Origin of the sequence: Methylobacterium sp. C1, assembly GCF_001854385.1 — a bacterium.
GTDB classification, from domain to species: Bacteria; Pseudomonadota; Alphaproteobacteria; order Rhizobiales; family Beijerinckiaceae; genus Methylobacterium; species Methylobacterium radiotolerans.
The window spans coordinates 1,374,695-1,400,349 of the sequence record NZ_CP017640.1; the positions used below are offsets into that span (position 1 = coordinate 1,374,695).

Sequence of the window (25,655 nt, forward strand, 5' to 3'; positions counted from 1 at the left end):
TGAACCCGACCATGGTCGCCAATCTCGCCCGCGGAGCCTACAGCGCGCTCGGAGCCGGCTGGCACAAGGGCGTGCAGTGGGGCGTCGGCGCGCCGATCGCCAAGCTGCGCCGCCGGGCAGTCCCGCTGCCGGGCGTCGCGGGCGCGGGCGGAATCGACGACGTGCTCTCGGCCGAGCGGGCGATCCGCCTGCCCGAGCCGTTCGAGGGCCGCAGCCTCGGCCGCATCGGCAGCCTCGAGGTCCGGCTGGCGACGCGGAAATCCGAGATTCGGCGGGCCCAGCGGCTGCGCTACAAGGTCTTCTACGAGGAGATGTCGGCGGTGCCCTCCGGGCTCGCCGCGCTGTCCCGCCGCGACGTCGACGGCTACGACGCGGTCTGCGACCACCTGCTCGTTCTCGACCACGCGGCGCCGAGGCGGAAGAAGCCGTTCGTCGAGCCGCGCCCGAAGGTCGTCGGCACTTACCGGCTGCTGCGCGGCGAGGTGGCCGAGCGGCACACCGGCTTCTATTCCGAGAGCGAGTACGACCTCGCGCCGCTGCTCGCCGCGCAGGGGCACCGGCGGCTCCTGGAGCTCGGCCGCTCCTGCGTGCTCAAGCCCTACCGGAGCAAGCGGACCGTCGAGCTGCTGTGGCAGGGGATCTACGCCTACGTCCTGCACCACCGGATCGACGCGCTGATCGGCTGCGCGAGCCTGGAGGGTACCGATCCGGACCGGCTGGCCCTGCCGCTCGCCTTCCTGCACCACCATGCCCGCGCGCCGGAGGGCTGGCGGGCCCGGGCGCTGCCGGAGCGGGCGGTGGCGATGGACCGGATGCCGCGCGAGGCGGTGGATGCCAAAGCCGCCCTGCAGGCGCTGCCGCCGCTGATCAAGGGCTACCTGCGCCTCGGCGCGACCTTCGGCGACGGCGCGGTGATCGACCGCCAGTTCGGCACGACGGACGTGTTCGTCACCCTGCCGGTCGAGGTGATCGGCGCGCGCTACCGGGGCCATTTCGCGCCGGCGGGGTGAGCGGCCGCTCCGGGAACCCGGAGGGTTCGTAGCTCAGCGTCCTCGCGCGCGGAGCGAGGCAACCCGGGAGCGCCGCGCTTCGCGGGATCGCGCTGCCCTCACTCGCTTCGCTCCGCTCGCCAGGACGAGGGTGCTGCAGGCCCTTAGAGATCCCCCAATGCCAGCTGACCCTGGTTGCGCGCCTTCGGCGGCGCGGCCTTGCGCTCCTTGGCCCGCCCGGAGGCGGGGCGGGCGGCGGCCGGCCTCTTGGGCTTCGGGTCGCCGCGCATCCGGGCCACCGCCTTGTCGCGGGCCACGGCCTCCGGGGCGCTCGGGTCGTCGGTCAGCCACTTGCCGCGCTTGATCACCTCATTCACGCGGCCCTGGTTGACCCCGACCTTGAAGGCGATCTCCTGCTGGGTCATGCCGGTCGTGGCGTGCAGGTCCAGGATCGCCCGGGCGAGTTCCGGGGTCATCTTCTGTCCGGTCAGCCGCCGGGCGGGCTTCACCGTCCGGGTCGCGCGGTCGCGCTCGCGCAGGCGCTCCAGCAGCGCCAGCGCCATGTTCATGCCGTGCTCGCGCAAGGCTTCCTCGAATTCCTTCAACGTCGCCATCGGCGCCATCCTCCGCCGGGCTCTCGGGCCGGGTGCTGGCCGAGGAACGTGCCGGGAACGAAGCGGTTGCGCAAGCCGATCGGGCGGGCGCCCTCCGCCGGGCCGGTGGATGACACCCGTCGTCCACCGGAAATGCGCGGCGCTGGCCTCCCCCCGGCGGCTCCGCTACAGGGGGGCCGCACCGTGACGGCAGCCAGCGCGCAGACGATGATCAGCCCGATCCGCAGAATTGCCCCCGGCGAGACGCCCGGCTCCCTGGCGCGGGAGCTGGAGGCCGGGGCGGTGCTGCTGTTCCCGGACCTGCCGTTTCCGTTCAGCGACTTCGAGCGCCGGTTCACCGAGCGGCCCTTCGCGGACGGCAAGGCCAAGAACGTCAACATCCGCGGCGAGGCCGCCGAGCTGCGCGGGGCGGCCGGCACGCCGGAGGAGCAGGAAGCCCTGCGCCAGCTGCTGATCCGCTACCGCGCCTTCGCCCGCGAGCTGATCGGCACCTATCTGCCCGAGTACCGCGACCGGGTGAGCCTCGCCGGCACCTCCTACCGGCCCTTCGACGTCGACCGGCGCAAGCTGAGCTGGCGGCGCGACGACACGCGCCTGCACGTCGACGCGTTCCCGTCGAACCCGATCGGCGAGAAGCGGATCCTGCGGGTGTTCCGCAACGTCAACCCGGCGGGCGAGCCGCGCCGCTGGCGGGTCGGCGAGGATTTCGGGTCGATGGCGCAGAAGTTCCTGCCGCGGCTGCCGGGCTACTCGCCGCTCTCGGCGCGCCTGCTCGCGGCTCTGCGCATCACCAAGGCGAAGCGCTCGGAATACGACCACCTGATGCTGCACCTGCACGACGCGCTCAAGCAGGACGAGACCTATCAGGCCGAGGCTCCCCAGGCCGACGTGGAATTCCGCCCCGGCGAGACCTGGGTGACCTTCTCCGACCTCGTGATGCACGGGGCCATGGGCGGCCGCTACATGCTGGAGCAGACCGCCTACCTGCCGGTCGCCGCCCAGGCCGACCCGGCCCTGAGCCCGCAGCGCATCCTCGCGGCCAAGCTCGGCCGCGCCCTTCGCACCTGAGACAGGGACGTCACCGATGATCCTCGAAATCGCGCAGATCGAGATCAAGCCCGGCCTGGAGGCCGAGTTCGAGAAGGGCATCACCGAGGCCTCGGCGATCTTCAAGCAGGCCAAGGGCTGCCGGCACTTCGAGGTCCGGCGCTCCATCGAGCATCCGCAGCGCTACCGGCTGCTGATCCACTGGGACACGCTGGAGGCCCACACCAAGGACTTCACCGGCTCGCAGCCCTGGCAGGATTACCGCGCGCTGGTCTCCCACTGCTTCGCCGGCCCGGTGGCCGTCGAGCATGCCGAGCAGGTGCTGAAGGCGTTCTGAGCCCCGGCGCGGGTCCGGGCAGAGCCTCCGGCGGCCCGGAGCGTTGCGACACCGACAGCCGGTGCTAGGCTCCCGCGCGACCGGACCCGAGGCGAATCATCGGGGTCGCGGCGGGTGGGGAACAGGCTGATGGCGCGGCTCGGACGGCTCGCGGGTGCCCTGGCGCTCCTCGGAGTGATCGCGGGCGTTCCAGCTCTCGCCCAGTCCCCGCTCGCGCAATCCCCGCCTGCGGCCCGCACCGCGCCCCGGCCGGCCACCGCCATCGCCGCGCCGTTCGCCAAGAGCTTCGTCCGGCCCGACCTCGCCAGCGCGGCGGTCCGCCTGGAGACCGCGCTCAAGGCGGAAGCCGGGGGGCCGCTCCGGCCCGCGGGCCAGTCCCGCGCCGCCGGGCTGGCCCTGCTCGCCGCCGACAAGCCGGACGAGGCGCTGGCGCCGCTCACCGCCGCGGTGGCGGCCGACCCGACCGACGGGCGCAACTGGCAGGCCTATGCCCGCGGGGCCGCCGCGGCCCTGGGCGCGCTGGAGGACAACGACTACCAGGGGCGGTCGCGCCTGCGCGGGCGGGTGACGGCCGCCGCCTACCGCGCCTACGAGCGCGCCGGGACGGCCGCCGACGCCGCGGCGGCGCTGGCCGCGCTCGGCGCCGCGGAGGCCGAGCAGGAATCCTGGCGCCCGGCGCTCGACGCCTACGCGGCGAGCCTCGCCCTGGCCGAGACCGGCCCGGCCCGGGAAACCTACGAGACCCTGCGGACCGAGCACGGATTCCGCATCCTCGACTACAAGGTCGATTCCGACGCCGCCGCCCCGCGGGCCTGCTTCACCTTCTCGGAGGCGATCAGGCCCAAGACCGACTACGCGCCCTTCGTCGCCGTGTCGGGCAGCAGCGCGGCCGCCGTGACCGGGGAGGGCTCCCAGGTCTGCGTCGACGGGCTCAAGCACGGCGGGCGCTACGCCATCGTGGTCCGCCAGGGCCTGCCCTCCGCGGTCGGCGAGAGCCTGCTCAAGGCCGCCGATTACGAGATCTACGTCCGCGACCGCGCCCCGCAGGTGCGCTTCACCGGGCGCAACTACGTGCTGCCCCGGACCGGTCAGGCGGGCGTGCCCCTGGTCTCAGTGAACGCGCCCAAGCTCGACGTCGAGGTGCTGCGCATCGGCGACCGCGGCCTGCTGCCGACCCTGCGCTCCGAGGATTTCCTGGGCCAGCTCAGCGGGTCCACCGCCCGGACGATCGCGTCCGAGAAGGGCCAGCGCGTCTGGAAGGGCACCCTCGACACCGCCAAGGCGGAGGTGAATCAGGAGGCCGTCACCGCCTTCCCGGTCCTCCAGGCGGTGGGCAAGCTGGAGCCGGGCCTCTACGTGATGCTGGCTCGCCCGTCGGGCGTGGCCGCCTCCGACGAGGAGTACGACACCCAGGCGACACAGTGGTTCGTGGTCTCCGACCTGGGACTCACCGCCACCAAGGGGCGGGACGGGGTCCACGTGGTCCTGCGCTCGCTTGCCTCCGCGCAGGTGATGCCGGGCGCCGAGATCCGGCTGATCGCCCGCAACAACGAGGTGCTGGGCACGCGGACCACGGACGCGCAGGGGCACGTCGCCTTCGATCCGGGGCTCGCCCGCGGGGAGGGCGGCCTCGCGCCGAGCCTCGTGGTCGCCCAGGCGGGCGGCGATTACGGCTTCCTCGACCTCAACCTCGGCGCCTTCGACCTCACCGACCGCGGCGTGAAGGGCCGCCCCGAGACCGGCGGCCTCGACGCCTACCTGTTCCCGGAGCGGGGGGTCTACCGGACGGGCGAGACCGTCCAGCTCACCGCCCTGCTGCGCGATCCCCGCGGCGCCGCCGTGCCGGACCTGCCCCTGACCCTGGTGGTCAAGCGGCCGGACGGCGTCGAGTACCGGCGCGTCTCGGTGCCCGACCAGGGGCTCGGCGGCCGGGCCCTGCCGCTGCCGCTCCTGTCGGGGGCGATGCACGGCACGTGGCGGGTCTCCGCCTACACGGACCCGAAGGCGCCCGCGATCGGCGAGACCAGCTTCCTGGTGGAGGATTACGTCCCCGAGCGGCTGGAGGTGACCCTCAAGGCCCGGCAGGCCGCCCTGAACCGGGGCGAGGCCGCCCAGGTCGACGTCGCCGCCCGCTACCTCTACGGCGCCCCGGGCGCCGATCTCGACGTGTCGGGCAGCGTGACCGTGCAGGCGGCGGCCACCAGCGGCATCAAGGGGCTGGAGACCTATTCCATCGGTCTCGACGACGAGGCGGTCGAGCCGGCGACCCAGGAACTGCAGGACCACGCCACCACGAACGCGCAGGGCGGCGCCACCGTCACGGTGCCGGTGCCGCAGGTCGCGGCCCCGCGGGCGCTGGAGGCGAAGATCACGCTGGCGGTCGGCGAGCCCGGCGGACGGGCGCTGTCGCGCAGCCTGACCCTCCCGATCCTCCCGGCCAGCCCGGTCCTCGCCCTGCGCAAGGGCTTCACCGACCTGAAGGAGGGCGGGATCGCGGGCTTCGACGCGGTGTTCGCGAGCCCCGACGGGGCGCTCCTCGCCCGGCCGGGCGTGAGCTGGACCCTGTCGCGGATCGACTCCTCCTACCAGTGGTACCGGGCGGACGGGCGCTGGTCGTTCGAGGCGGTGAAGTCCGCCCGGCGCGTCGCCAGCGGCACCGTCGACCTCACGGCCGCCGGTCCGAGCCGGATCGAGGCGCCGGTCGGCCTCGGCCGCTACCGGCTGGAGGTCTCGGCCGCGGGCGCCCCGGAGGCGACCGCGAGCCTCGGCTTCGAGGTCGGCTGGGGCGGCTCGGAGACCGCGGAGGCGCCCGACCTCCTCGACCTGACCCTCGACAAGGCGGCCTACGCGGCCGGCGACACCCTGCGGGCCAAGCTCAGCCCGAAGTTCAGGGGCCAGGCCAGCCTGATGGTCGTCAGCGACCGCGTGCACCAGACCCTTGAGGTCAGCGTGCCCGAGGGCGGCACCACGGTCAGCATCCCGGTGAAGGCCGAGTGGGGCGCCGGCGCCTACTTGGTGGCCACCGCCTACCGGCCCCTCGACCAGGCGGCCAAGCGCCTGCCGGGCCGGGCGCTCGGCTTGGCGTGGTTCTCGGTGGACCGGGAGCGGCGCAGCCTCGGCGTCGCCCTGAAGGCGCCGGAGCGGGCGCGCCCGCGCCAGGACCTGACCGTGCCGGTCCAGCTCACCGGGCTGAAGGCCGGCGAGCCGGCGCGGATCACCGTGGCGCTGGTCGATGTCGGCATCCTCAACCTGACCCGCTACGCGGCGCCGGACCCGACCCAGTACTTCCTCGGCCAGCGGGCGCTCGGGCCGGAGGTCCGCGACCTCTACGGCTACCTGATCGACGGCATGCAGGGCTCGGCCGGGGCGATCCGCTCGGGCGGCGACGCGGGCGGCGGCGAGCTCGCCGATTCCCCGCCGACCCAGGCGCCGCTGGCGCTCTATTCCGGCGTCGTGACCGTGGGGCCGGACGGCGCGGCCAGCGTGACCTTCCCGGTCCCGGCCTTCAACGGCACCGGGCGCGTGATGGTCACCGCCTGGAGCGGCGACCGGGTCGGGCAGGCGCAGGCCGACGTGATCATCCGCGACCCGGTCGTGCTCAGCGCCACGCTGCCGCGCTTCCTCGACACCGGCGACCGCTCGCGCCTGTTCGTGGCCCTCGACAACGTCGAGGGGCGGGCGGGCGAGTACACGGTCGACCTGAACCCGACCGGCCCGGTCGTGGTCGGCGCCAGCGCGCTGCGCCAGACGCTGCGGCTGGAGGCCGGCGCCAAGGGCCAGTTCGCGATCCCGCTCACCGCCGCCGGGCCGGGCACGGCCCGCCTCGACCTCGCTTTGTCGGGACCCGGCCTCCCGGCCGCCCTGAACCAGAGCTTCGCCCTCGGGATCTCGCCGGGGACCGGCGCGCTGCTGCGCCGCTCGGTACGCAGCCTCGCCCCCGGCGCGAACCTGACGCTTACGTCGGACCTCCTCGCCGACCTGCAGCCCGGCACCGGCAGCGTCTCGCTCTCGGCCACGGCCCTGCCGGGAGTCGACGTGGCGGCCCTGCTCCGGGCGCTCGACCGCTACCCCTACGGCTGCTCCGAGCAGGTGGTGAGCCGGGCGATGCCGCTGCTCTACGTCAACAAGCTCGCGGCCCTGGAGAAGCTCGCCCTCGACGCGGGCGCGGACGAGCGGGTGCGCGAATCGATCGAGCGCCTGCTCGCCCGCCAGGATTCGAGCGGCGATTTCGGCCTGTGGTCGGCGCAGGGGTCGAGCGACCTCTGGCTCGACGCCTACGTGACCGACTTCCTGACCCGCGCCCGGGAGCGCGGCTTCGCGGTGCCGCAGAAGGCCTTCGCCCAGGCCCTCGACTACCTGCGCAACGCCGTGGCCAACGCCACGGAGGTGCGCAACGGCGGCGCCGACCTCGCCTACGCGGCCTACGTGCTCGCCCGGAACGGCCGGCCGGTGATGGGCGACCTGCGCTACCTCGCCGACACCAAGATCGGTGATTTCTCCTCTGCCCTCGGTCGGGCGCAGCTCGCCGCCGCCCTGGCGCTGCTGGGCGACCGCGGCCGGGCCGCGAAGGCGATGGACTCGGCGCTGACCGTGCTGCGGACCGACCGCGACAAGGGCCAGTACCGCGCCGATTACGGCTCCCGCCTGCGCGACGGGGCCGGGCTGATCACCCTTGCCGCCGAGAGCGGGCTGGCGCAGGGGGCGCTGGGCCCCGCGGCGGCCGCGCTCGGCGAGGAGCAGCAGGCCGACCGGGCGACGAGCACGCAGGAGAATGCCTGGATGGTGCTCGCCGCCGAGAGCCTCTCGAACGAGGCGGGCGGCCTGTCGTTCACCCTGGACGGCGCGCCGCAGACCGGGACGCTCGCCCGGGTCTACCGGGAGGCAGCCCTCGGCGAGCGGGGCGTTCAGCTCACCAATACCGGCCGCAACCCCGTGCAGGTGGCCGTGACCGTCAACGGCAGCCCCCTGGTGCCGGAGCCGGCGGCGCAGCAGGGCTACACGATCGAGCGCAGCTTCCGCCGCCTCGACGGCAGCACCGTCGACCCGGCGAGCGGCCTGCGCCAGAACGACCGGCTGGTGGTGGTGCTCAAGGTCACGGAGGCCAAGGCGGAGGCGGCGCGGCTCCTGCTGGTCGATCCGCTGCCGGCGGGGCTGGAGATCGACAATCCGAAGCTCCTCGACGCCGACGCGCTCCAGGGGCTCGCCTTCGCCAAGTCCGACGTGCAGCCGGTCCACACCGAGTTCCGCGACGACCGGTTCGTGGCGGCCTACGACCGTGACCCGAGCCAGTCGGCGTTCTTCACGGTGGGCTACACGGTGCGGGCGGTCTCGCCCGGGACCTACGTCCATCCCGGCGCCACCGTGGAGGACATGTACCGGCCGGCGCGGTTCGGCCGGACTGCCTCGGGCAGCGTGACGGTCGGGGCGGCGAAGTAGGGCGGCCGGCGTTCGAGCGCTGCGCTCGACGTCGACCTCGCGTCATCGCGAGCGCAGCGAAGCGACCCAGGGCAGCGTGCCATCGGTGAGCTTGCCGCTTCCCTGGATTGCTTCGCTGCGCTCGCAGAGACGCGGTGCTGAGGCCATCGTCCGGCCCCCGCCTCGGACGCGAAGGCGCAACCCGCTGCGCCGGGCCGCTGCGTTGCGGCGAGCACATGGTGCGCTGCGGAACCCCCGCCAGCGCCCACCCATTGCCACAGGTCCCGTTCGGAACCCGTGGAGCGATGCCCGATGCCGGACCTCGACGCGCTCGCCGGCTCCGCAGCCCGCGCGCTGGCCTACCTGCCATGGTGGGCCGAGAGCCTGATCCTCATCGTCGCCTGCTGCGCCGTGGTGATGCCCCTGCACGGGATTGTGTATCGGGCGATGAAGCGGGCGGTCGCGGGCAAGAGCCTGTTCTGGCGCTCGCTGGTGTCGCGCACCCGCGGACCGAGCCGCCTCGGCCTGATAGTGGTGGCGATCAGCCTCGCCTCGACCACCGTGCACCTGTCCTGGGAGGTGCGGATCGCCCTCAACCAGATCCTGCTGGTCGCCTTCGTGACGCTGACCGGCTGGTGCTGCGCCACCGCGCTCCACATCGCCACAGTGATCTACCTGCGCCGGTTCAAGCTCGACGCCGAGGACAACCTCCTGGCGCGCAAGCACTTCACGCAGATGCGCATCCTCGAGCGGGCCGGCGTGACGCTGGTGGCGCTCGTCACCCTCTCGGTGGCGCTGATGACCTTCGAGCCGGTGCGCCAGTACGGCGTCAGCCTGCTCGCCTCGGCGGGCGCGGCGGGCCTCGTCCTCGGGCTGGCCATGCAGCCGGTCCTGTCGAACCTCGTGGCCGGCATCCAGATCGCCATCACCCAGCCGATCCGGATCGAGGACGCGATCATCGTCGAGAACGAGTGGGGCTGGGTCGAGGAGATCACCGCGACCTACGTGGTCGTCCGGCTCTGGGACTGGCGCCGGCTGGTCCTGCCGCTGACCTACTTCATCCAGAAGCCGTTCCAGAACTGGACCCGCGACGGCGCCTCGCTGATCGGCAGCGTCTTCCTCTACGTCGACCACCGGGCGCCGGTCGCGGCGATGCGCGAGAAGCTCGCCGAGATCGCCAGGGCCACGCCCCTGTGGGACGGGCGAGTGGTCAACCTCCAGGTCTCGGACGCGAAGGAATCGACGATCGAGATCCGGATGCTGGTGAGCGCCCGCAACGCGCCCCAGGCCTGGGACCTGCGCTGCGTGGTCCGCGAGGCGATGATCACGTGGCTCCAGGCCGAGCACCCGGAGGCCCTGCCGCGGCACCGGACGGAATGGGTCGGCGCCGAGGAACCGGCGCTGCGCCGGGCGGAGGCGCGGCGGTTCGCGGCGTGAGCGACACCATTCCGTGTTCCGGATTCCCCAGCCACGCCCTCATCCTGAAGCGCGGGTTCGACGTCTTCCGTTCGATCGTCGCTCAGTCGTCGGCGCCGGCGTAGAAACTCTCCACGCCGATGCCCTCCTCCTGCATCAACCGGGCGCGGGCGCGCAGCTTCTCCGTCTCGCTCTTGAGCTGGCCGCAGGCCGCCAGGATGTCCCGGCCGCGGGGCGTGCGCACCGGCGAGGCGTAGCCGGCGTTGAACACGATCTCGGAGAAGCGCTCGATCCGGTCCCAGTCCGAGCACTCGTAGCGGCTGCCCGGCCAGGGGTTGAACGGGATCAGGTTGATCTTGGCCGGAATGCCCTTGAGCAGCCGGACCAGCTCCCGCGCGTCCGCGTCCGAATCGTTGACGCCCTTGAGCATCACGTACTCGAAGGTGATCCGGCGGGCGTTGCTCAGGCCCGGATAGGCCCGGCAGGCGGCGAGCAGCTCGGCGATCGGGTATTTCCGGTTGAGCGGCACCAGCTCGTTGCGCAGGTCGTCGCGCACGGCGTGGAGCGAGATCGCCAGCATGGCGTTGGCCTGCTCGCCGAGGCGGGGGATCTGCGGCACGACCCCCGAGGTCGAGACCGTGATCCGGCGGCGGGACAGGCCGAGACCCTCCTGGTCCGACATCACCCCGACCGCGTCGACCACGGCGTCGAGGTTGTAGAGGGGCTCGCCCATGCCCATGAACACGATGTTGGTCACAAGCCGGCCGACCTCGCCGGAGCCGCCGGCGTCGCGACTCGGCATCTGGCCGGGCCAGTCGCCGAGCTCGTCCCGGGCGGTGACCAGCTGCTGGACGATCTCGGCCGCCGACAGGTTGCGCACGAGGCGCTGCGTGCCGGTGTGGCAGAACGAGCAGGTCAGGGTGCAGCCGACCTGGGAGGACACGCAGAGCGTGCCCCGGTCCGGACCGGGAATGTAGACGCACTCGATCTCGGCGCCGCGGTTGTGCTCCTGCCGGTTGGTCGGGGCCATGCGCAGCAGCCACTTGCGGGTGCCGTCGCGGGAGACCTGCCGGCTCGCCACCTCGGGCCGCTCCAGGGTGAAGTGCTCGGCGAGCTGCGCCTTTAGCGCCTTGCCGACATTGGTCATCTCGGCGAAGTCGGACGCCCCGCGGAAATTGACCCAGTGCCAGACTTGGCCGGCGCGCATCCGGCTCTCGCGCTCGGGCACGCCCATGCCGACGAGCTGCGCCTTGAGGGCCTCGCGGGTCAGGCCGACCAGCGACGGGCGACGGCCGGGCAGCGCCTCGGGGAGGAGATCCGGCGCCTTCTCGATCGCGGCATCGGCCGCGCGGGCGCTGTCGAGCGACGGCGTCGCCATGGCGTTCAAACGATCCATACGTTGGAAAGGGTCTGATATAGGCGATCGCGGCGGCAAATGCGAATGCGCACCGCCCACAGGGGCCCTGACGGAGAGCCATGGCGACCGACACCCGAGCCGGACAGGCGATCTACAATCCGCGGACGCTGCGGCTCTACGACCTCGTCGTGCTGCGCCTGTCGAACCCGCTGATCTGGCGCTGCCCGACCGCGCGGATCCTCGCCCTCTACGATCAGCACGCGGGCGCCTCGCATCTCGATGTCGGGGTCGGGACCGGCTGGTACCTCGGCCGGTGCCGCTTCCCCGCGCCCGCGCCGCGGGTCGGCCTGATGGACCTCAACGCCGACAGCCTCGCCTTCGCGGCCGACCGGATCGCGCGCTACCGGCCCGAGACCTACCGGGTCGACGTGCTCGGCGCCCCGGCCAGCGGCATCGCGCCGTTCGCCTCGATCGGGATGACCTACCTGCTGCACTGCCTGCCGGGCGACATCGCCGCGAAGGCGAAGGCCTTTGACACGGTGCGGCCGTGCCTGGCGGACGACGGCGTGGTGTTCGGCGCCACGATCCTGTCGGGCGGCATCCCGACCACGGGTGCGGCGCGGGCGCTGATGCGGGTCTACAACCGAAAGGGGGTGTTCTCGAACGCCGCCGACACGCTGCCGGCCCTGCGCGCGGCGCTGGACCGGCGCTTCCGGTCGGTGGAGATCACGGTGGTAGGCTGTGTCGCGCTGTTCGTGGCGCGCGAGCCGCGCTGAGCCGGTTGCCGTCCTCAGACACGAAAAAGGGCGCCCGCGGGCGCCCTGATCCATCTGTCAAAGGCCCCTGAAACAATCAGGCGGCGGCGGTCTTCACCGGCACGCCCTTCTCGGACAGGAAGGTCTGCAGCTCGCCCGACTGGAACATCTCGCGGGTGATGTCGCAGCCGCCGACGAACTCGCCCTTCACGTAGATCTGCGGGATGGTCGGCCAGTTGGAGAAGGCCTTGATGCCCTCGCGGATCTCCTGGTCGGCCAGGACGTTCACGCCCTTGAACGGCACGCCGAGGTAGTTGAGGATCTGCACCACCTGCCCCGAGAAGCCGCATTGCGGCATCTGCGGCGTGCCCTTCATGAACACCACCACGTCCTGGGAGGCGATCTCGTTCTGGATGGTCGTGTTGACGTCGGTCATCGCTCTGTCCTTGTTCGTCGGTCGTATGTGAGGTCTGGGTCAGCGGCGCGCAACCGATGCAGCGATCGTGCGAAGGGCGCGCTCGATATCGAAAGTCTCGGTCAGCAGATCCTCAGGACGGATCGGGCAGGCTTCCGGCAGTCCCGGGAGCAGCGCGTTCCCATAGGCACCGAGACCAGCCTCCGCAGCCGTGACGGCCGATTTCCAGATCCTGCTCCAGTTCAGCCTTTGCCGCATCGACGCTTCGTAGGCGTTCCAGGCGGTGATCTGGAAGGTCGCGATCTCCTCCCGCCAGTGCAGGCTGGCCGGCGCGAGGGGGGCGGACGCGCGCTTGAGGAGGTGGGCAAGCGTCTGGATCAACAGCCCCTCGACGGCCCGGAGATGCGAACGCCCCACGCTCTCGATCTCCTGGGCAACGTTCTCCCAATCGACCGCGTTCGACAGCTCAGGCCGTTCGGCCAGCGCGCGCAGAGCCGCCGCCTGCTCCTCGGCCCAGGTCACGATATCGTCGTCGTAGAGGCTCGGTCGGTCCATCGGGAGCGCTCCCGCCAGAAGGCTCAATCCTGCGGGACACCCGTGGTCAGCGCAAGGGCGTGGAGCACGCCGCCCATCCGACCCTGGAGGGCGCCGTAGACCATCTGGTGCTGCGCCACCCGGGTCTTGCCCTTGAAGGCCGCCGACAGGACGGTGGCGGCGTAGTGGTCGCCGTCGCCCGCGAGGTCGCGGATCTCCACCTGCGCGTCCGGCAGGGCCTCGCGGATCATGCGCTCGATCTCGCCCGCATCCATCGGCATCGGGAAACTCCTGGGGTCGAGCATCATCCCGAAAGGTGGTCGCCGGCTTTCGGAAAACGATGATGCTAAAATGAAGATCTGGGGCATCGGACCGGATCTGGAATCCGGTCCGATGCCCAACGGGGATCAGGACGCGGGCGCGGCCGGCTGGCTCGCCATGTAGTCGGGCAGCCAGCTCTCGTGCGCCGCGGACAGGTCGGCGAGCGATATGGTCTCGCCGCCCGGCAGGGTCAAACGGTCGGAGCCGGCGACGCCGACCGAGGCCGCCGCCACACCCTGGGCCGCGGCGGCCGCGAGCAGGTCGGTGGCCGCCTCCGGCCGCACCGCCAGCAGGTAGCGGCCCTGATCCTCGCCGAACAGGTAGGCGTGGGGCGGCAGGTCAACCGGCACGTCGGAGAGCGCCGCGCCGAGGCGGCCCGCCATGGCCATCTCGGCGAGCGCGACGGCGAGGCCGCCATCTGCGAGGTCGTGGACCGTGTCGACGGTGCCCGCCTGGATCAGGCCGCGGACGAAGTCGCCGTTGCGGCGCTCCAGCGCGAGGTCGACGGGCGGCGGCGCGCCCTCCTCGCGGCCCTCGATCACCGACAGGTAGGCCGACTGGCCGAGCCAGCCCTCGCTCGCCCCGATCAGCACCAGCACGTCGCCCTCGCGCTTGAGGGCGATCGTCGCGTGACGCGCGACGTCGTCGAGCACGCCGACGCCGCCGATGGTCGGGGTCGGCAGGATGCCGACGCCGTTGGTCTCGTTGTAGAGCGAGACGTTGCCCGACACGACCGGGAAGTCGAGCGCCCGGCAGGCCTCGCCGATGCCCTGGAGGCAGCCGACGAGCTGGCCCATCACCTCGGGCTTCTCGGGGTTGCCGAAGTTGAGGTTGTCCGTGATGGCGAGCGGCTTGGCGCCGACCGCCGTGATGTTGCGCCACGCCTCAGCAACGGCCTGCCGGCCGCCCTCGACCGGGTCGGCCTCGCAGTAGCGCGGGGTGACGTCGCAGGTCAGCGCCAGGCCCTTCGGCCCGTCCTCGACCCGCACGATGGCGGCGTCGCCGCCGGGCTTCTGGACGGTGTTGCCCAAGATGAAGTGGTCGTACTGCTCGAACACCCAGCGCTTCGAGGCGAGGTCGGGGGAGCCGACGAGGCGCTTCAGCGCGTCGGTGAGCGAGGCCGGCGCCGGGACATCGGCGGCCGCGATCACCGGCTGGTGCGTGTTGGCCAGATGCGGCCGGTCGTAGAGCGGGGCCTCGTCGCCGAGCTCCTTGATCGGCAGGTCGGCCACGGTCTCGCCGTGCCACTTGATGACGAAGCGCAGCGTGTCGGTGGTCCGGCCGATCACCGCGAAATCGAGGCCCCACTTCACGAAGATCGCCTCGGCCTCGGCCTCCATGCCGGGCTTGAGCACCATGAGCATGCGCTCCTGGCTCTCCGAGAGCATCATCTCGTAGGGCGTCATGCCCTCCTCGCGGGCCGGCACCTTGTCGATGTCGAGCTCGACGCCGAGGTCGCCCTTGGCGCCCATCTCCACCGCCGAACAGGTGAGGCCGGCCGCGCCCATGTCCTGGATGGCGATGACCGCGCCGGAGGCCATCAGCTCCAGGCAGGCTTCCAGCAGCAGCTTCTCGGCGAAGGGGTCGCCGACCTGCACGGTCGGGCGCTTCGACTCGGATTCCTCGTCGAACTCGGCCGACGCCATGGTGGCGCCGTGGATGCCGTCGCGGCCGGTCTTGGAGCCGAGATAGACGATCGGGTTCCCGACGCCGGCGGCGGCCGCGTAGAAGATGCCGTCGGTGCGGGCGAGCCCCACCGCCATGGCATTGACCAGGATGTTGCCGTCGTAGCGCCGGTGGAAGCCGGTCAGGCCGCCGACGGTCGGCACGCCGAAGGAATTGCCGTAGCCGCCGACGCCCGCGACCACGCCGGAGACGAGGCTGCGCGTGCGCGGGTGGTCGGGGGAGCCGAAGCGCAGGGCGTTGAGCGCCGCGATCGGCCGCGCGCCCATGGTGAAGACGTCGCGCAGGATGCCGCCCACGCCCGTCGCCGCGCCCTGGTAGGGCTCGATGTAGCTCGGGTGGTTGTGGCTCTCCATCTTGAAGACGCAGGCGTGGCCGTCACCGATGTCGATGACGCCCGCGTTCTCGCCCGGCCCCTGGATCACCCAAGGCGCCGAGGTCGGCAGCCCGCGCAGGTGCTTGCGGGAGGATTTGTAGGAACAGTGCTCGTTCCACATCGCCGAGACGATGCCGAGCTCGGTCAGCGTCGGGTCGCGCCCGATCAGGCCGCGGAAGCGCTCGTACTCGTCCGGCGTCAGGCCGTGCTGGGCCACGAGCTCGGGGGTGATCGGAACGTCGTTGCGGAACATGGGCGGTCTCGACGAGGGCGGTCCGGGAGCCCCGGCAGGGCCCTCGACCCGATGCGCGACCCGAACCGGGCCGCGCGCGGCGACGGTGACGGATTAGTGCGTTCCGCCACCGCGTTGCAATACGCCGGCCCTGCTGGCCGTGTATGGGTGCCGCTCACGCCGCCGGCGGATGGGCCAGAAAATCGGCGATCGCCGCCACGAACTTGTCGCCGTAGGCCTCGCGCTTGCGCTCGCCGACGCCGTGCACGGTGCGCAGCGCCCAGAGGTCGACGGGCTTCTGGCGGGCCATCTCGATGAGGGTGCGGTCCGGGAAGACCATGAAGGCCGCGATGCCCTCGGCCCGGGCCAGCGTGGCGCGCAGGCCCCGCAGGTGCTGGAACAGCGCCTCGTCGGCCTCCGAGAGGGCGATCTCGCCGTCCTCGCGGGCGGCGGCCCGGCGGCGCTCGCGGGATTCGGCCTTCGGCTCCGGGTCGGGGCGGAGCTGGACCGGCTCCCGGCCGAACAGGATCGCCTCGCCCTTCTCGGTCATGGACAGGCCGCCGTAGCCGTCGGCGTTCTCGGCGATCGCCCCGGCCGCGAAGAGCTGGCGCAGGATCGCCCGCCAGGCCGCCACCGGCTTGTCCGCCCCGACCCCGAAGGTCTTGAGGCTCGCGTGGCCGTTGCGGCGGATCTGGTCGCTCTCCTTCCCGTGGACCACATCGCAGATATAGGCCGCGCCGAAGCGCTGGCCGGTGCGCACGATCGCCGAGAGGATCTTCTGGGCCGGTACGGTCCCGTCGACGAGGGTCACGCCACCGCGGCACAGGTCGCAGCGGCCGCAAGCGCCGCTCGACTCGCCGAAATAGGCGAGCAGCGACTGGCGGCGACAGGTCGCGCCCTCGCACAGGGTGATCATCGCCTCGAGCTTGCGCCGCTCGACCCGGCGGCGGTCGTCCGAGATCTCCTTCTCGTCGATCTGGCGGCGGCGGAGCGCCATGTCGTCGAGGCCGTACAGGGTCAGCGTGTCGGCGGGCAGCCCGTCGCGGCCGGCGCGGCCGATCTCCTGGTAGTAGCCCTCGACGTTGTTGGGCATGTCGGCGTGGCAGACGAAGCGCACGTCCGGCTTGTTGATGCCCATGCCGAAGGCGACGGTGGCGGTCATCACCACCCCGTCCTCCTGCAGGAACCGGTCCTGGTTCGCCATCCGCGTCGCCTGGTCGAGGCCGGCATGGTAGGGCAGGGCGTCGAACCCGTCCTTCCGGAGGGTCTCGGCCAGCTGCTCGGTGCGCTTGCGCGACGAGCAGTAGATGATCCCGCTCTCCGATCGCCGGTGCTTCAGGAACCGCTCGATCTGCCGGGCCGGGTTGTCCTTTGGCTGGAAGGTCAGCCGGATGTTCGGCCGGTCGAAGGAATGGACGAAGATCTTCGGCGGCCGGTCCTGCGGGAACAGCCGCTCGGCGATCTCGGCGCGGGTCGCGGCGTCGGCGGTGGCGGTGAGCGCCAGGGTCTGGACGTTGCCCAGCGCCGTCCGGGCGCGGGCGATCTCCCGGTACTCGGGCCGGAAATCGTGCCCCCACTGCGAGACGCAGTGGGCCTCGTCGACGGCCAGCCGCCGGACGCCGGCCCCGCGCAGGGCGTCCATGCAGCCGTCCATCAGCAGGCGCTCGGGGGAGACGAACAGCAGCCGCAGGTCGCCGGAGCGCAGGGCGCGCCACGTCTCGCGGGACTCGGATTCCCCGACCGTCGAGTTCAGGGTCGCGGCTTGGATGCCGACGCTGCGCATCTGCTGGACCTGATCGTGCATCAGCGCGATCAGCGGCGAGACCACCACGGTCAGCCCCGGGTCGACCAGGGCCGGGAGCTGGTAGGTCATCGACTTGCCCGAACCCGTGGGCATCACGGCGAACACGTCGGTCCCGTCGAGCACGGCGCCGATCACCTCGTCCTGGCCGGGGCGAAAATCCTCGTAGCCGAACGTCTTCTTCAGCGCGGCGCGGGCCTCGTCGAGGCGGGTCATCGGGATCCTTGGTCGGGGTTCTGGCCGCCCTTGCGGCAGGGGTGTGTAGACACTAGCCTCCACGTGTCTACACGGGAGCCGCCATGCCGCTCAACATCCGCAGCGAAGAGGTGAATCAGCTGGCCGAGAAGCTGGCATCGCGGGCCGGCGTGAGCAAGACTGAGGCGGTGCGACTCGCGCTCGCGAACGAGCTGGCGCGCCGGGAGTCGTGCCTGTCCCTTGCAGAACGGCTGAAGCCCCTCCTTGACAGGATGGATGCCGTGCCGCGCACGGGCCTCGAGGGCGACAAGGCATTCTACGACAGCCTGAACGACGAGTGATGTTCGTCGACACCTCGGCCCTCGTGGCGATCCTGACCGCGGGAACGGAGCGTTCCACTCTACTGAGCCGCCTCGACGGTGCGGTGGACCCTCTGACCTCAGGCCTCGCCGTCTTCGAAACGGCGATCGCGGTGGCCCGCAAGACGGCGATGTCCGTAGACGACGCCGAGGCGCAGGTCGCGGAATTCATCCGCGTCGTAGGTCTGCGAATCGTCCCCGTCGCCGAGGCCGAGACCGCCCTGGCCCTCGCGGCCCATGCCCGCTACGGCAAGGGCCGCCACCCGGCGCGACTGAACCTCGGCGATTGCTTTGCCTATGCCTGCGCGCGGGTGCACGGCGTGCCGCTGCTCTACGTCGGCGACGATTTCTCGCAGACCGACATCCGCTCGGCCCTCGGCTGAGCCTCAGCCGCCGTGGAACTCGGCCACGTGCTGGGCCACGATGGCGTCGAAGGACGCGTCCGCCCGGAAGCCCAGGGCCAGGGCGGCCTCCGGCTCGAACGCCTCCGGCCAGGAGCCGACGATCCGCGCGATGGTGGCATCGGGCGCGCGCCGAATCAGCGCCACGGCCTTGTCACCCGCCGCGCGGCGCAGGGCCTCGATCTCCTCCGCCACCGTCGCCGAGACGCCCGGCATGGTCAGGCTGATCCGCGGGCCGATCGCCGCGAGGTCGAGCCCGGCGGCGTGGACCAGGAAGCCCACCGCCGCGGCGGGGCTGGCGAACCAGTGCCGGACGGTGTCGGGCACCGGCAGGATCGCCTCCTGGCCGGCCAGCGGCTCGCGGATGATCCCCGAGAAGAAGCCCGAGGCCGCCTTGTTGGGCTTGCCCGGCCGCACGCAGATCGTCGGCAGGCGCAGGCCGATCCCGTCGAGGAAGCCGCGGCGCGCGTAGTCGGCGAGCATCAGCTCGCCCATGGCCTTCTGCACGCCGTACGACGAGGCCGGGCGCAGGATGTGGTCGTCCGGGATGACCTTCGGGAAGGGCGGCCCGAACACCGCGAGGGAGGAGGTGAAGACGAGCTTCGGCCGGTAGCCGTCCGCCGCATTGGCCGCCCGGATCGCGTCGAGGAGCAGGCGGGTGCCGTCGAGATTGACCCGGTAGCCGAGTTCGAGGTTGGCCTCGGCCTCGCCCGAGACCACGGCGGCGAGGTGGAAGATCACCCCCGGCCGCTCGGCGATGGCGGCCTCGGCGGCGCCCGGCGCCGTGAGATCGGCGGCCTCGGCCCGCACCGGGCCGGAGAAGCCCTCGGGCGGCGAGGGCGGCACCACGTCGAGGAGCGTGAGGGCGGTGAGCGGCTCACCGCCGACCCGGCCGTCCCTCACCAGGGCGTCCACGAGGCGGCGGCCGATCATGCCGGCGGCGCCAAGAATCAGGGCGTGCATGGAAAACCTCCCGTCGGGTTGTGGCGTCAGGCCATCATGTCGAGGGCGCGGCCGAAGAAGTCGGCGCCGCCGAAATTGCCGGATTTGAGGGCGAGCAGCATCGGCTCGGGCCGGCCCGCCGTGCGCAGCACCGGCACGCCCGCCGCGATCTCCGGCCCGAGCAGGAAGGCGGTCAGCCCCAGCCGGTCGACCACCGCGCCGGAGGTCTCGCCGCCGGCGACCACGAGCCGGCGCACCCCGCGGGCGACGAGGCCCTCGGCTGTCGCAGCCAGCGCCGCCTCGATGGCGTGGCCGGCCGCGTCGACTCCGTGGGCGGCCTGGAGCGCGCGCACCGCCTCGGGCGGCGCCGAGGTGGCGATCAGCACCGGGCCGGAGGCCAGGCGCTCCTCCGCGAAGGCCAGGGCCTCCGCCACCACGTCGTCGCCCGCGAGCAGCCGCGCCGGGTCGAGGCGCAGCACCGGCATGATCGCCTCCGCGGCGGCGACCTGCTGGAGGGTCGCCTGCGAGCAGCTGCCGGCGAGGCAGGCCGAGGCTCCGCCCACCGGCTCGCCCACGGCCGCGCCGGCGGCGTCCCTGGTGCCGCGCCCGTCGGCGGCCAGCGCCCGCGCGAGGCCGAGGCCGAGACCGGAGGCCCCCACCGAGAATTTGCGGTCGAGGATCGCCCGGCCGAGCACTTCGAGGTCGCTGTCGAAGATCGCGTCCGCGATGGCGGCGCCCTTGCCCTCCTGCGCGAGGGCGTCGAGGCGGGCAGCCACGGCCTCCGCGCCCCGGGCGACCGTGGCGGTGTCGATCAGGCCGACCGGACTCCGGCTCTGGCGCCCGAGCACGCGCACGAGGTTGGCGTCGCGCATCGGATTGAGCGGGTGGTCCTTGAGCGGGCTCTCGTTCAGCGGCACCGAGCCGACGAACAGGTTGCCCTGGTAGACGCTCCGCCCCGTCTCCGGGAAGGCCGGCGTCACGAGGGCGACGGTCTCGCCCGCGTCGGCCCGCAGGGCGTCCATGACCGGGCCGATATTGCCCGCATCGGTGGAGTCGAAGGTCGAGCAGACCTTGAACATCACGTGGGCCGCGCCCCGCGCCCGCAGCCAGCGCTCGGCTTCGCGGGAGCGCGCCACGGCCTGATCGGCGGGGATCGAGCGGCTCTTGAGGGCCACCACCACCGCGTCGGCCTCCGGCAGCGCCCGGCCCGCCTCAGGCACGCCGATGGTCTGGATCGTGCGCAGGCCCGCCTTGGTCAGCGTGTTGGCGAGGTCCGAGGCGCCCGTGTAGTCGTCGGCGACGCATCCCAGCGCGAGGCTCATCGGGCGCTCCCCTTGTAGGCGGCGAGCCAGCCGAGGCCCGCGACGGTGTCGGCGGCCGGAATGTACTCGCAGCCGACGAAGCCGCGGTAGCCGAGCCGATCCAGCTCGTCGAACAGGAAGAAGTCGGCCATTTCGCCGGTGCCGGGCTCGTGCCGCTCGGGCACGCTCGCGGTCTGGACGTGGCCGATGAGCGGCATCAGGGCGCGCAGCCGCATGGTCACGTCGCCGTGCAGGATCTGGCAGTGGTAGAGGTCGAACTGCAGCTTCAGGTTCGGCAGGGCGAGGTCGCGGATCAGGTCCGCGGCCCGGCCGAAATCGTTGAGGAAGTAGCCCGGCATGTTCCGGCCGTTGATCGGCTCCAGGACGAGGTCGAGGCCGGCCGACGCCAGCCGCTCGGCCGTCCAGGTGACGGCCCGGCGGTAGGACTCGGCCGCCGCGGCGTCGTCCCAGGGCGCGAGGCCCGCCATCAGGTGGAGCCGCCCGACGCCGGTCGCCTCGGCGTAGCGGAGTGCGGTATCGACACCGGCCTTCAGCTCGTCGAAGCGCTCGGGGAAAGCCGCGATCCCGCGCTCGCCCTTGGCGAAGTCCCCCGGCGGCAGGTTGAACAGGGCCTGGGTCAGGCCGTTGGCCCGGAGCCGCTCGCCGATGGCCTCCGGCGGGTGCTCGTAGGGGAACAGGAACTCGACGGCGTCGAACCCGGCGCGGGCCGCGGCCTCGAACCGGTCGAGGAAGGGCACCTCGTTGAACATGAGGCTCAGGTTTGCGGCAAAGCGCGGCATTGTCTTCGAACTCCCTGCGTTCGATCCGGCTACTTCTGGCCCGGCAGCTTCGCGCCCGAGACCTGCGCGTAGAGCCGCGCCACCGAGGCGTCGTCGTCCCGGCCCATACCGGCGCCGGACGCCATCAGGAACATCTGCAGGGCCGCCGCCGCCACCGGGACCGGGTACTTCTCGGCCCGGGCCATGTCCTGCACGATGCCGAGATCCTTGACGAAGATGTCGACCGCGCTCTTCGGGCTGTAGTCGGCGTCGAGGATGTGCGGCACCCGGTTCTCGAACATCCAGGAATTGCCGGCCGACTTGGTGATCACCTCGTAGACGCGCCGGAGGTCGAGCCCCTGCTTGGCCGCGAAGGCCATGGCCTCGGCGGCGGCGGCGATGTGCACGCCCGCGAGCAGCTGGTTGATCATCTTGAAGGCCGCGCCCTGGCCGGCCGCGTCGCCGAGCTCGTAGAGCGTGCCGGCCATGGCATCGAGGGCGGGTCGCGCCTTGGCGAAGGCCGCCGTCGAGCCCGAGGCCAGGAAGGTCAGGCCGCCCTCTGCCGCGCGGGCGGCGCCGCCGCTCATCGGGGCGTCGAGATAGTGGCGGCCGGTGGCCTCCAGCCGCGCCGCCAGCGCCCGGGCGACGGCCGGATCCATGGTGGCGGAGGAGACGAACACCGCGCCCTCCGGCATCGCGGCGGCGGCGCCGTTCTCGCCGAACAGCACCGCCTCGGTCTGGGCCGCGTTGACCACCACGCTCACCACCACGTCGGCGTCGCGCGCCGCCTCGGCGGGGTTCGCGGCGGCGCGCCCGCCGGCGGCCGCGAAGCGCGCCACCGCCTCCGGGTTCACGTCGCAGGCGGCGACCGAGAAGCCCGCGCGCAGGAGCGAGCCGGCCATGCCGGAGCCCATGGAGCCCAGGCCGATCACCGCGGCGCGGTGTGTTGCGTTGGTCATCGGGGCGGCTCCTGCATGAAGGGGAGGGCGCCTCCGCATCACCGCGTGGGGCGCAAGTCCCCTCTCCCGTGCGGGAGAGGGGCGGGTCGTGCCGGGATCCGGCGCGTCAGCGGTTGACCATCCGGGCGGGCGTGACGAACACGCAGACCGAACCGACCACCAGCATGGCGGCCAGCGCGTAGAGGCCGGTGGCGGTGCTGCCGGTGGCGTCGCGCAGCGCGCCGATCACGTAGGGGCTGACGAAGCCCGCGAGGTTCCCCACCGAGTTGATCAGCGCGATGCCGGCCGCCGCGCCGGCGCCGCTGAGGAACGCCGTGGGCAGCGACCAGAACAGGGGCGAGCAGGTCAGCACGCCGGCCGCCGCCACCGACAGCGCCGCGATGGCGAGCGTCGTCGAGCCGGCATTGGCCGAGACCACGAAGGCGACCGCGCCGATCAGCGCCGGGATGATCAGGTGCCAGCGGCGCTCGCGCATCCGGTCGGCGGAGCGGCCGAGCAGGACCATCACGATCGCCGCGCAGACGAAGGGGATCGCGCTGATCAGGCCGATGTTGAAGTTGCCCTGCACGCCCGACGCCTTGACGATCGTCGGCATCCAGAAGGTCAGCCCGTACTGGCCGGTGACGAAGGCGAAGTAGATCAGGCTCATGAACCACACGCGGCCGTTGCGGAACACGGTGGCGATGGAGTGCGGGCTCGACTCCTTGCCTTGGTTGTCGGCCGCGATGTCGCGCTCGAGGAGCTGCTTCTCGGCGTCGGTCAGCCACGTGGCCTCGGCGGGGCGGTTGTCGAGGTAGAAGAACACCGCGAGGCCGATCAGCACCGCCGGGACCGCCTCGATCAGGAACATCCACTGCCAGCCGGACAGGCCGTGGGCGCCGTTGAACGCGTCCATGATCCAGCCGGAGAGCGGGTTGCCGAAGATGCCGGAGATCGGGATCGCGGCCATGAACACCGCGATCACCCGGGCCCGCCGATGGGCCGGGAACCACGAGGTCGTGTAGAGGATGACGCCCGGGTAGAACCCGGCCTCGGCGAGTCCGAGGAGGAAGCGCATCCCGTAGAAGCTCCACTCGGAGTTCACGAACAGGAACGCCCCGGAGATCACCCCCCAGGTGATCATGATCCGGGCGATCCACACCCGGGCGCCGACCCGGTGCAGGATCACGTTCGAGGGCACCTCGAACAGGAAGTAGCCGAGGAAGAAGATGCCGGCGCCGAGGCCGTAGACCGTCTCGGAGAACTTCAGCTCCTGGGACATCTGGAGCTTGGCGAAGCCGACATTCACCCGGTCGAGATACGCCACCACGTAGCAGAGCATCAGGAACGGCACGAGGCGCCAGAACACCTTCGCATAGGTGCGGTCGGCGAAGGATTTCTGGTCCGCGGCTGCGGAGGCGCCCCCCAGCGGGGCAGCTTGGACCGGCATGGCGTACTCCCTGGTCCGGGCCGCACGGCCGCCGGACATTGGTCTTCACCGCTCGTCGGGCGGCGCTGGGGCGGTGCCATATCGCCTTTTGGCAGCGCTGCCAATCCGGTTGTGCGAGATAATGCAGGCGGCTATGTCAGTCGCGGATCGACGCGGACGGTCTTCCCATCCCCTGCCTTATCCCGAGGCGCCGCAGCGCGGCGGAGGCCTGCTTCGGGCCCCGCCTCGGGTCGCCTCAGGATGAGGGAAGCAGGCCGGGAGGTTCGACGGGCGTCGTGAAAAAAAACCGCGCCGGGAGAGCGAGGCCATGGACGACATCCAGCCGCCGGGGCGGCTCGTCACCCTCACCGACGTCGCCCGCGAGGCCGGGGTCGGCGAGAGCACGGTCTCGCGGGTCCTGCGCAACCACGGCTCCTACTCCAAGCGCGCCGGCGAGCGGGTGGCGGAGGCGGTGGCCCGGCTCGGCTACGTGCCGAACCGCCTCGCCGGCAGCCTCGCCGGCCAGGGGGCGAGCGCGCGGCTCGTGGGCGTCGTCATCCCGTCGCTCGCCAACGTGGTCTTCCCCGACCTGCTGCGTGGCCTGACCGCGGCCCTCGATGCCGAGGGCATCCCCTGCGTGATCGGGGTGAGCGACTACGATCCGGACCGGGAGGAGGCGCTCGTGGCCGCGCTCCTGTCCTGGCGGCCGGCGGCGCTGCTGCTCACCGGGCTCGAGCACAATCCCGGGACGGTGGCCATGGCGAAGGCCGGGGGCGTGCGCGTGGTCGAGATGATCGACACGGACGGGGAGGGGATCGACGCCGTGGTCGGCTTCTCCAACCGGGCCGTAGGGGCGGCGAGCGCCCGCCACCTCGTCGCGCGCGGCTACCGGCGGATCGGCTATCTCGGCCACGACCTGCGCGTCGACCTGCGCGCGGGCAAGCGGCTCGCCGGGTTCGAGGCCGCGCTGGAGGAGGCGGGGCTGGCGCTCTGGGGCAGGGAAATCCGGCCGGGGCCGTCCTCGCCGGCCTCGGGCCGGGCCGGCCTGGAGGCGCTGCTGGCGCGCGTGCCCGACCTCGACGCGGTCTACTTCTCCAACGACGACATGGCGCTCGGCGGCTACTTCGCCTGCCTGTCGGCGGGGCTGGCGGTGCCGGGGCGGATCGCGCTGTTCGGCTTCAACGGGCTCGACTTCGCGGCGGCGATGCCCCAGCCCCTGTCGACGGTGCGCACGCCGCGCCTGGAGATCGGTCGGCGGGCCGCCGCCTGCCTGACCGGCGAAGGCCCGAAAACAATCGATCTCGGATTCGAGCTGATCGAGGGAGCGACCGCATGAGCGACGAGAGCCGGCTGCGCGAGGAGATCTGCCGCTACGGCCGCTCGCTGTTCGAGCGCGGGCTGACGCCGGGCTCGTCCGGCAACATCTCGCTGCGCCTGCCCGACGGCGGCTGGCTGGTGACGCCGACCAACGCGTCGCTCGGCTTCCTCGACCCGGCGCGGATCTCGCGGCTCGACGATGCGGGGCGCCTCGTCTCCGGCGACAAGCCCACCAAGGAGATCCCGCTGCACAGCGCGCTCTACGAGAGCCGGAGCGCGGCGAAGGCTATCGTCCACCTGCACTCGACCCACGCGGTGGCGGTGTCGATGCTGCCGGAGATCGACCCGCGGCAGGTGCTGCCGCCGCTGACGCCCTACTACCTGATGCGGACCGGCGGCACGGCGCTCGTGCCGTATCACCGCCCGGGCGACCCGGCCGTGGCGGACGCGATCCGGGGCTTGGCCGGGAAGTACAGCTCGGTGCTGCTCGCCAATCACGGACCGGTGGTGGCGGGCGACAGCCTGGAGGGCGCGGTCTTCGCCACCGAGGAGCTGGAGGAGACCGCCAAGCTCTACCTACTCCTGCGCAACCTCAACCCGCGTCAGCTGAGCCCCGGGCAGGTGGCCGATCTGGTGAGCCATTTCGGCCTGACCCTGCCCGAGCCGGACGACCATGCCGGGCACGATCACGGGTGAGGGGCC

Annotated in this window: 22 protein-coding genes; 10 read left to right on the plus strand and 12 right to left on the minus strand. The window is 72.3% G+C overall.

Annotation, left to right across the window (positions count from 1 at the left end; translation table 11 throughout):
• Positions 1 to 11: 11 nt before the first annotated feature.
• Positions 12 to 1,010 carry a GNAT family N-acyltransferase gene (locus tag BKE41_RS06470; protein ID WP_012318117.1) on the plus strand — a complete coding sequence of 333 codons (999 nt, stop codon included), beginning with the start codon at positions 12 to 14 and terminating at the stop codon, positions 1,008 to 1,010.
• Between the two features lie 143 nt (positions 1,011 to 1,153).
• Here BKE41_RS06470 and BKE41_RS06475 read toward each other — a convergent pair whose 3' ends face one another.
• Positions 1,154 to 1,603 (minus strand): DNA-directed RNA polymerase sigma-70 factor, encoded by a 450-nt coding sequence (locus tag BKE41_RS06475; RefSeq protein WP_012318118.1) that lies wholly within the window; start codon positions 1,601 to 1,603, stop codon positions 1,154 to 1,156.
• A 207-nt stretch (positions 1,604 to 1,810) separates the two neighbouring features.
• Here BKE41_RS06475 and BKE41_RS06480 point away from each other — a divergent pair, with 207 nt between their 5' ends.
• The 4 genes from BKE41_RS06480 to BKE41_RS06495 all read left to right on the plus strand — a co-directional run bounded on the left by BKE41_RS06480 (position 1,811) and on the right by BKE41_RS06495 (position 9,839).
• Positions 1,811 to 2,671, plus strand: coding sequence for a Kdo hydroxylase family protein (locus tag BKE41_RS06480; RefSeq protein WP_024830777.1), 861 nt, complete (start codon positions 1,811 to 1,813; stop codon positions 2,669 to 2,671).
• 16 nt (positions 2,672 to 2,687) lie between these two features.
• Complete coding sequence (locus tag BKE41_RS06485; RefSeq protein ID WP_010685588.1) at positions 2,688 to 2,987, plus strand: antibiotic biosynthesis monooxygenase family protein; 300 nt, start codon at positions 2,688 to 2,690, stop codon at positions 2,985 to 2,987.
• 129 nt (positions 2,988 to 3,116) lie between these two features.
• Complete coding sequence (locus BKE41_RS06490; RefSeq protein WP_070998750.1) at positions 3,117 to 8,423, plus strand: alpha-2-macroglobulin; 5,307 nt, start codon at positions 3,117 to 3,119, stop codon at positions 8,421 to 8,423.
• 291 nt (positions 8,424 to 8,714) lie between these two features.
• Positions 8,715 to 9,839: a mechanosensitive ion channel domain-containing protein gene (locus BKE41_RS06495; RefSeq protein ID WP_029360372.1), complete on the plus strand. Its 1,125-nt coding sequence runs from the start codon at positions 8,715 to 8,717 to the stop codon at positions 9,837 to 9,839.
• 82 nt (positions 9,840 to 9,921) lie between these two features.
• On the opposite strand, the gene rlmN is transcribed toward BKE41_RS06495, so the two are convergent.
• On the minus strand, positions 9,922 to 11,196 hold the full coding sequence (rlmN, locus tag BKE41_RS06500) for a 23S rRNA (adenine(2503)-C(2))-methyltransferase RlmN (RefSeq protein ID WP_070998752.1): 1,275 nt from the start codon (positions 11,194 to 11,196) through the stop codon (positions 9,922 to 9,924).
• 98 nt (positions 11,197 to 11,294) lie between these two features.
• Here rlmN and BKE41_RS06505 point away from each other — a divergent pair, with 98 nt between their 5' ends.
• Complete coding sequence (locus tag BKE41_RS06505) at positions 11,295 to 11,951, plus strand: class I SAM-dependent methyltransferase (protein ID WP_070998753.1); 657 nt, start codon at positions 11,295 to 11,297, stop codon at positions 11,949 to 11,951.
• Between the two features lie 76 nt (positions 11,952 to 12,027).
• Here the strand turns inward: BKE41_RS06505 and grxD are convergent, their stop codons facing one another.
• From grxD to recQ, 5 genes are all read right to left on the minus strand, one after another.
• Positions 12,028 to 12,366: a Grx4 family monothiol glutaredoxin gene (gene grxD / locus BKE41_RS06510; RefSeq protein WP_012318124.1), complete on the minus strand. Its 339-nt coding sequence runs from the start codon at positions 12,364 to 12,366 to the stop codon at positions 12,028 to 12,030.
• A 39-nt stretch (positions 12,367 to 12,405) separates the two neighbouring features.
• Entirely contained in the window at positions 12,406 to 12,900 is a 495-nt protein-coding gene (locus BKE41_RS06515) for a DUF29 domain-containing protein (protein ID WP_012318125.1), read from the minus strand.
• Positions 12,901 to 12,923: 23 nt separating this feature from the next.
• Positions 12,924 to 13,160: a BolA family transcriptional regulator gene (locus BKE41_RS06520; RefSeq protein ID WP_007568343.1), complete on the minus strand. Its 237-nt coding sequence runs from the start codon at positions 13,158 to 13,160 to the stop codon at positions 12,924 to 12,926.
• Positions 13,161 to 13,286: 126 nt separating this feature from the next.
• Complete coding sequence (gene purL / locus BKE41_RS06525) at positions 13,287 to 15,512, minus strand: phosphoribosylformylglycinamidine synthase subunit PurL (protein ID WP_070998755.1); 2,226 nt, start codon at positions 15,510 to 15,512, stop codon at positions 13,287 to 13,289.
• A 154-nt stretch (positions 15,513 to 15,666) separates the two neighbouring features.
• On the minus strand, positions 15,667 to 17,508 hold the full coding sequence (gene recQ, locus BKE41_RS06530) for a DNA helicase RecQ (RefSeq protein WP_070998757.1): 1,842 nt from the start codon (positions 17,506 to 17,508) through the stop codon (positions 15,667 to 15,669).
• Between the two features lie 83 nt (positions 17,509 to 17,591).
• Here recQ and BKE41_RS06535 point away from each other — a divergent pair, with 83 nt between their 5' ends.
• Complete coding sequence (locus BKE41_RS06535; RefSeq protein ID WP_024830725.1) at positions 17,592 to 17,828, plus strand: type II toxin-antitoxin system VapB family antitoxin; 237 nt, start codon at positions 17,592 to 17,594, stop codon at positions 17,826 to 17,828.
• Positions 17,828 to 18,229 (plus strand): type II toxin-antitoxin system VapC family toxin, encoded by a 402-nt coding sequence (locus BKE41_RS06540; RefSeq protein WP_070998759.1) that lies wholly within the window; start codon positions 17,828 to 17,830, stop codon positions 18,227 to 18,229. Before BKE41_RS06535 ends, BKE41_RS06540 begins: the two co-directional genes overlap by 1 nt.
• Positions 18,230 to 18,232: 3 nt before the next feature.
• On the opposite strand, the gene denD is transcribed toward BKE41_RS06540, so the two are convergent.
• The 5 genes from denD to BKE41_RS06565 form a co-directional block, all read right to left on the minus strand.
• Complete coding sequence (denD, locus tag BKE41_RS06545) at positions 18,233 to 19,210, minus strand: D-erythronate dehydrogenase (RefSeq protein WP_012318130.1); 978 nt, start codon at positions 19,208 to 19,210, stop codon at positions 18,233 to 18,235.
• A 26-nt stretch (positions 19,211 to 19,236) separates the two neighbouring features.
• Positions 19,237 to 20,511: a 3-oxo-tetronate kinase gene (gene otnK, locus BKE41_RS06550; protein WP_070998761.1), complete on the minus strand. Its 1,275-nt coding sequence runs from the start codon at positions 20,509 to 20,511 to the stop codon at positions 19,237 to 19,239.
• Positions 20,508 to 21,290, minus strand: a complete 783-nt coding sequence (gene otnI, locus BKE41_RS06555; protein WP_058607906.1) for a 2-oxo-tetronate isomerase — start codon at positions 21,288 to 21,290, stop codon at positions 20,508 to 20,510. Before otnI ends, otnK begins: the two co-directional genes overlap by 4 nt.
• A gap of 29 nt (positions 21,291 to 21,319) precedes the next feature.
• Complete coding sequence (gene ltnD, locus BKE41_RS06560; RefSeq protein WP_024830721.1) at positions 21,320 to 22,228, minus strand: L-threonate dehydrogenase; 909 nt, start codon at positions 22,226 to 22,228, stop codon at positions 21,320 to 21,322.
• A gap of 106 nt (positions 22,229 to 22,334) precedes the next feature.
• On the minus strand, positions 22,335 to 23,657 hold the full coding sequence (locus BKE41_RS06565; protein WP_012318134.1) for an MFS transporter: 1,323 nt from the start codon (positions 23,655 to 23,657) through the stop codon (positions 22,335 to 22,337).
• Between the two features lie 307 nt (positions 23,658 to 23,964).
• Between BKE41_RS06565 and BKE41_RS06570 the strand changes: the two genes are divergently transcribed.
• Entirely contained in the window at positions 23,965 to 24,972 is a 1,008-nt protein-coding gene (locus tag BKE41_RS06570; protein ID WP_070998762.1) for a LacI family DNA-binding transcriptional regulator, read from the plus strand.
• Positions 24,969 to 25,649 carry an aldolase gene (locus BKE41_RS06575; protein ID WP_043073305.1) on the plus strand — a complete coding sequence of 227 codons (681 nt, stop codon included), beginning with the start codon at positions 24,969 to 24,971 and terminating at the stop codon, positions 25,647 to 25,649. The genes BKE41_RS06570 and BKE41_RS06575 overlap by 4 nt, the downstream gene beginning before the upstream one ends.
• Positions 25,650 to 25,655 lie beyond the last annotated feature (6 nt).

What these genes read in the sequence shown, in the direction of transcription:
- recQ (WP_070998757.1), bottom strand. Translation starts at nt 17,508, where the DNA reads ATGACCCGCCTCGACGAGGCCCGCGCCGCGCTGAAGAAGACGTTCGGC.
- purL (WP_070998755.1), bottom strand. Translation starts at nt 15,512, where the DNA reads ATGTTCCGCAACGACGTTCCGATCACCCCCGAGCTCGTGGCCCAGCAC.
- grxD (WP_012318124.1), bottom strand. Translation starts at nt 12,366, where the DNA reads ATGACCGACGTCAACACGACCATCCAGAACGAGATCGCCTCCCAGGAC.
- BKE41_RS06470 (WP_012318117.1), top strand. Translation starts at nt 12, where the DNA reads ATGGTCGCCAATCTCGCCCGCGGAGCCTACAGCGCGCTCGGAGCCGGC.
- BKE41_RS06570 (WP_070998762.1), top strand. Translation starts at nt 23,965, where the DNA reads ATGGACGACATCCAGCCGCCGGGGCGGCTCGTCACCCTCACCGACGTC.
- BKE41_RS06475 (WP_012318118.1), bottom strand. Translation starts at nt 1,603, where the DNA reads ATGGCGACGTTGAAGGAATTCGAGGAAGCCTTGCGCGAGCACGGCATG.
- BKE41_RS06515 (WP_012318125.1), bottom strand. Translation starts at nt 12,900, where the DNA reads ATGGACCGACCGAGCCTCTACGACGACGATATCGTGACCTGGGCCGAG.
- otnK (WP_070998761.1), bottom strand. Translation starts at nt 20,511, where the DNA reads ATGAGCCTCGCGCTGGGATGCGTCGCCGACGACTACACGGGCGCCTCG.
- otnI (WP_058607906.1), bottom strand. Translation starts at nt 21,290, where the DNA reads ATGCCGCGCTTTGCCGCAAACCTGAGCCTCATGTTCAACGAGGTGCCC.
- ltnD (WP_024830721.1), bottom strand. Translation starts at nt 22,228, where the DNA reads ATGACCAACGCAACACACCGCGCCGCGGTGATCGGCCTGGGCTCCATG.
- BKE41_RS06495 (WP_029360372.1), top strand. Translation starts at nt 8,715, where the DNA reads ATGCCGGACCTCGACGCGCTCGCCGGCTCCGCAGCCCGCGCGCTGGCC.
- BKE41_RS06485 (WP_010685588.1), top strand. Translation starts at nt 2,688, where the DNA reads ATGATCCTCGAAATCGCGCAGATCGAGATCAAGCCCGGCCTGGAGGCC.
- BKE41_RS06505 (WP_070998753.1), top strand. Translation starts at nt 11,295, where the DNA reads ATGGCGACCGACACCCGAGCCGGACAGGCGATCTACAATCCGCGGACG.
- BKE41_RS06480 (WP_024830777.1), top strand. Translation starts at nt 1,811, where the DNA reads ATGATCAGCCCGATCCGCAGAATTGCCCCCGGCGAGACGCCCGGCTCC.
- BKE41_RS06490 (WP_070998750.1), top strand. Translation starts at nt 3,117, where the DNA reads ATGGCGCGGCTCGGACGGCTCGCGGGTGCCCTGGCGCTCCTCGGAGTG.
- BKE41_RS06535 (WP_024830725.1), top strand. Translation starts at nt 17,592, where the DNA reads ATGCCGCTCAACATCCGCAGCGAAGAGGTGAATCAGCTGGCCGAGAAG.
- denD (WP_012318130.1), bottom strand. Translation starts at nt 19,210, where the DNA reads ATGCACGCCCTGATTCTTGGCGCCGCCGGCATGATCGGCCGCCGCCTC.
- rlmN (WP_070998752.1), bottom strand. Translation starts at nt 11,196, where the DNA reads ATGGCGACGCCGTCGCTCGACAGCGCCCGCGCGGCCGATGCCGCGATC.
- BKE41_RS06540 (WP_070998759.1), top strand. Translation starts at nt 17,828, where the DNA reads ATGTTCGTCGACACCTCGGCCCTCGTGGCGATCCTGACCGCGGGAACG.
- BKE41_RS06520 (WP_007568343.1), bottom strand. Translation starts at nt 13,160, where the DNA reads ATGCCGATGGATGCGGGCGAGATCGAGCGCATGATCCGCGAGGCCCTG.
- BKE41_RS06565 (WP_012318134.1), bottom strand. Translation starts at nt 23,657, where the DNA reads ATGCCGGTCCAAGCTGCCCCGCTGGGGGGCGCCTCCGCAGCCGCGGAC.
- BKE41_RS06575 (WP_043073305.1), top strand. Translation starts at nt 24,969, where the DNA reads ATGAGCGACGAGAGCCGGCTGCGCGAGGAGATCTGCCGCTACGGCCGC.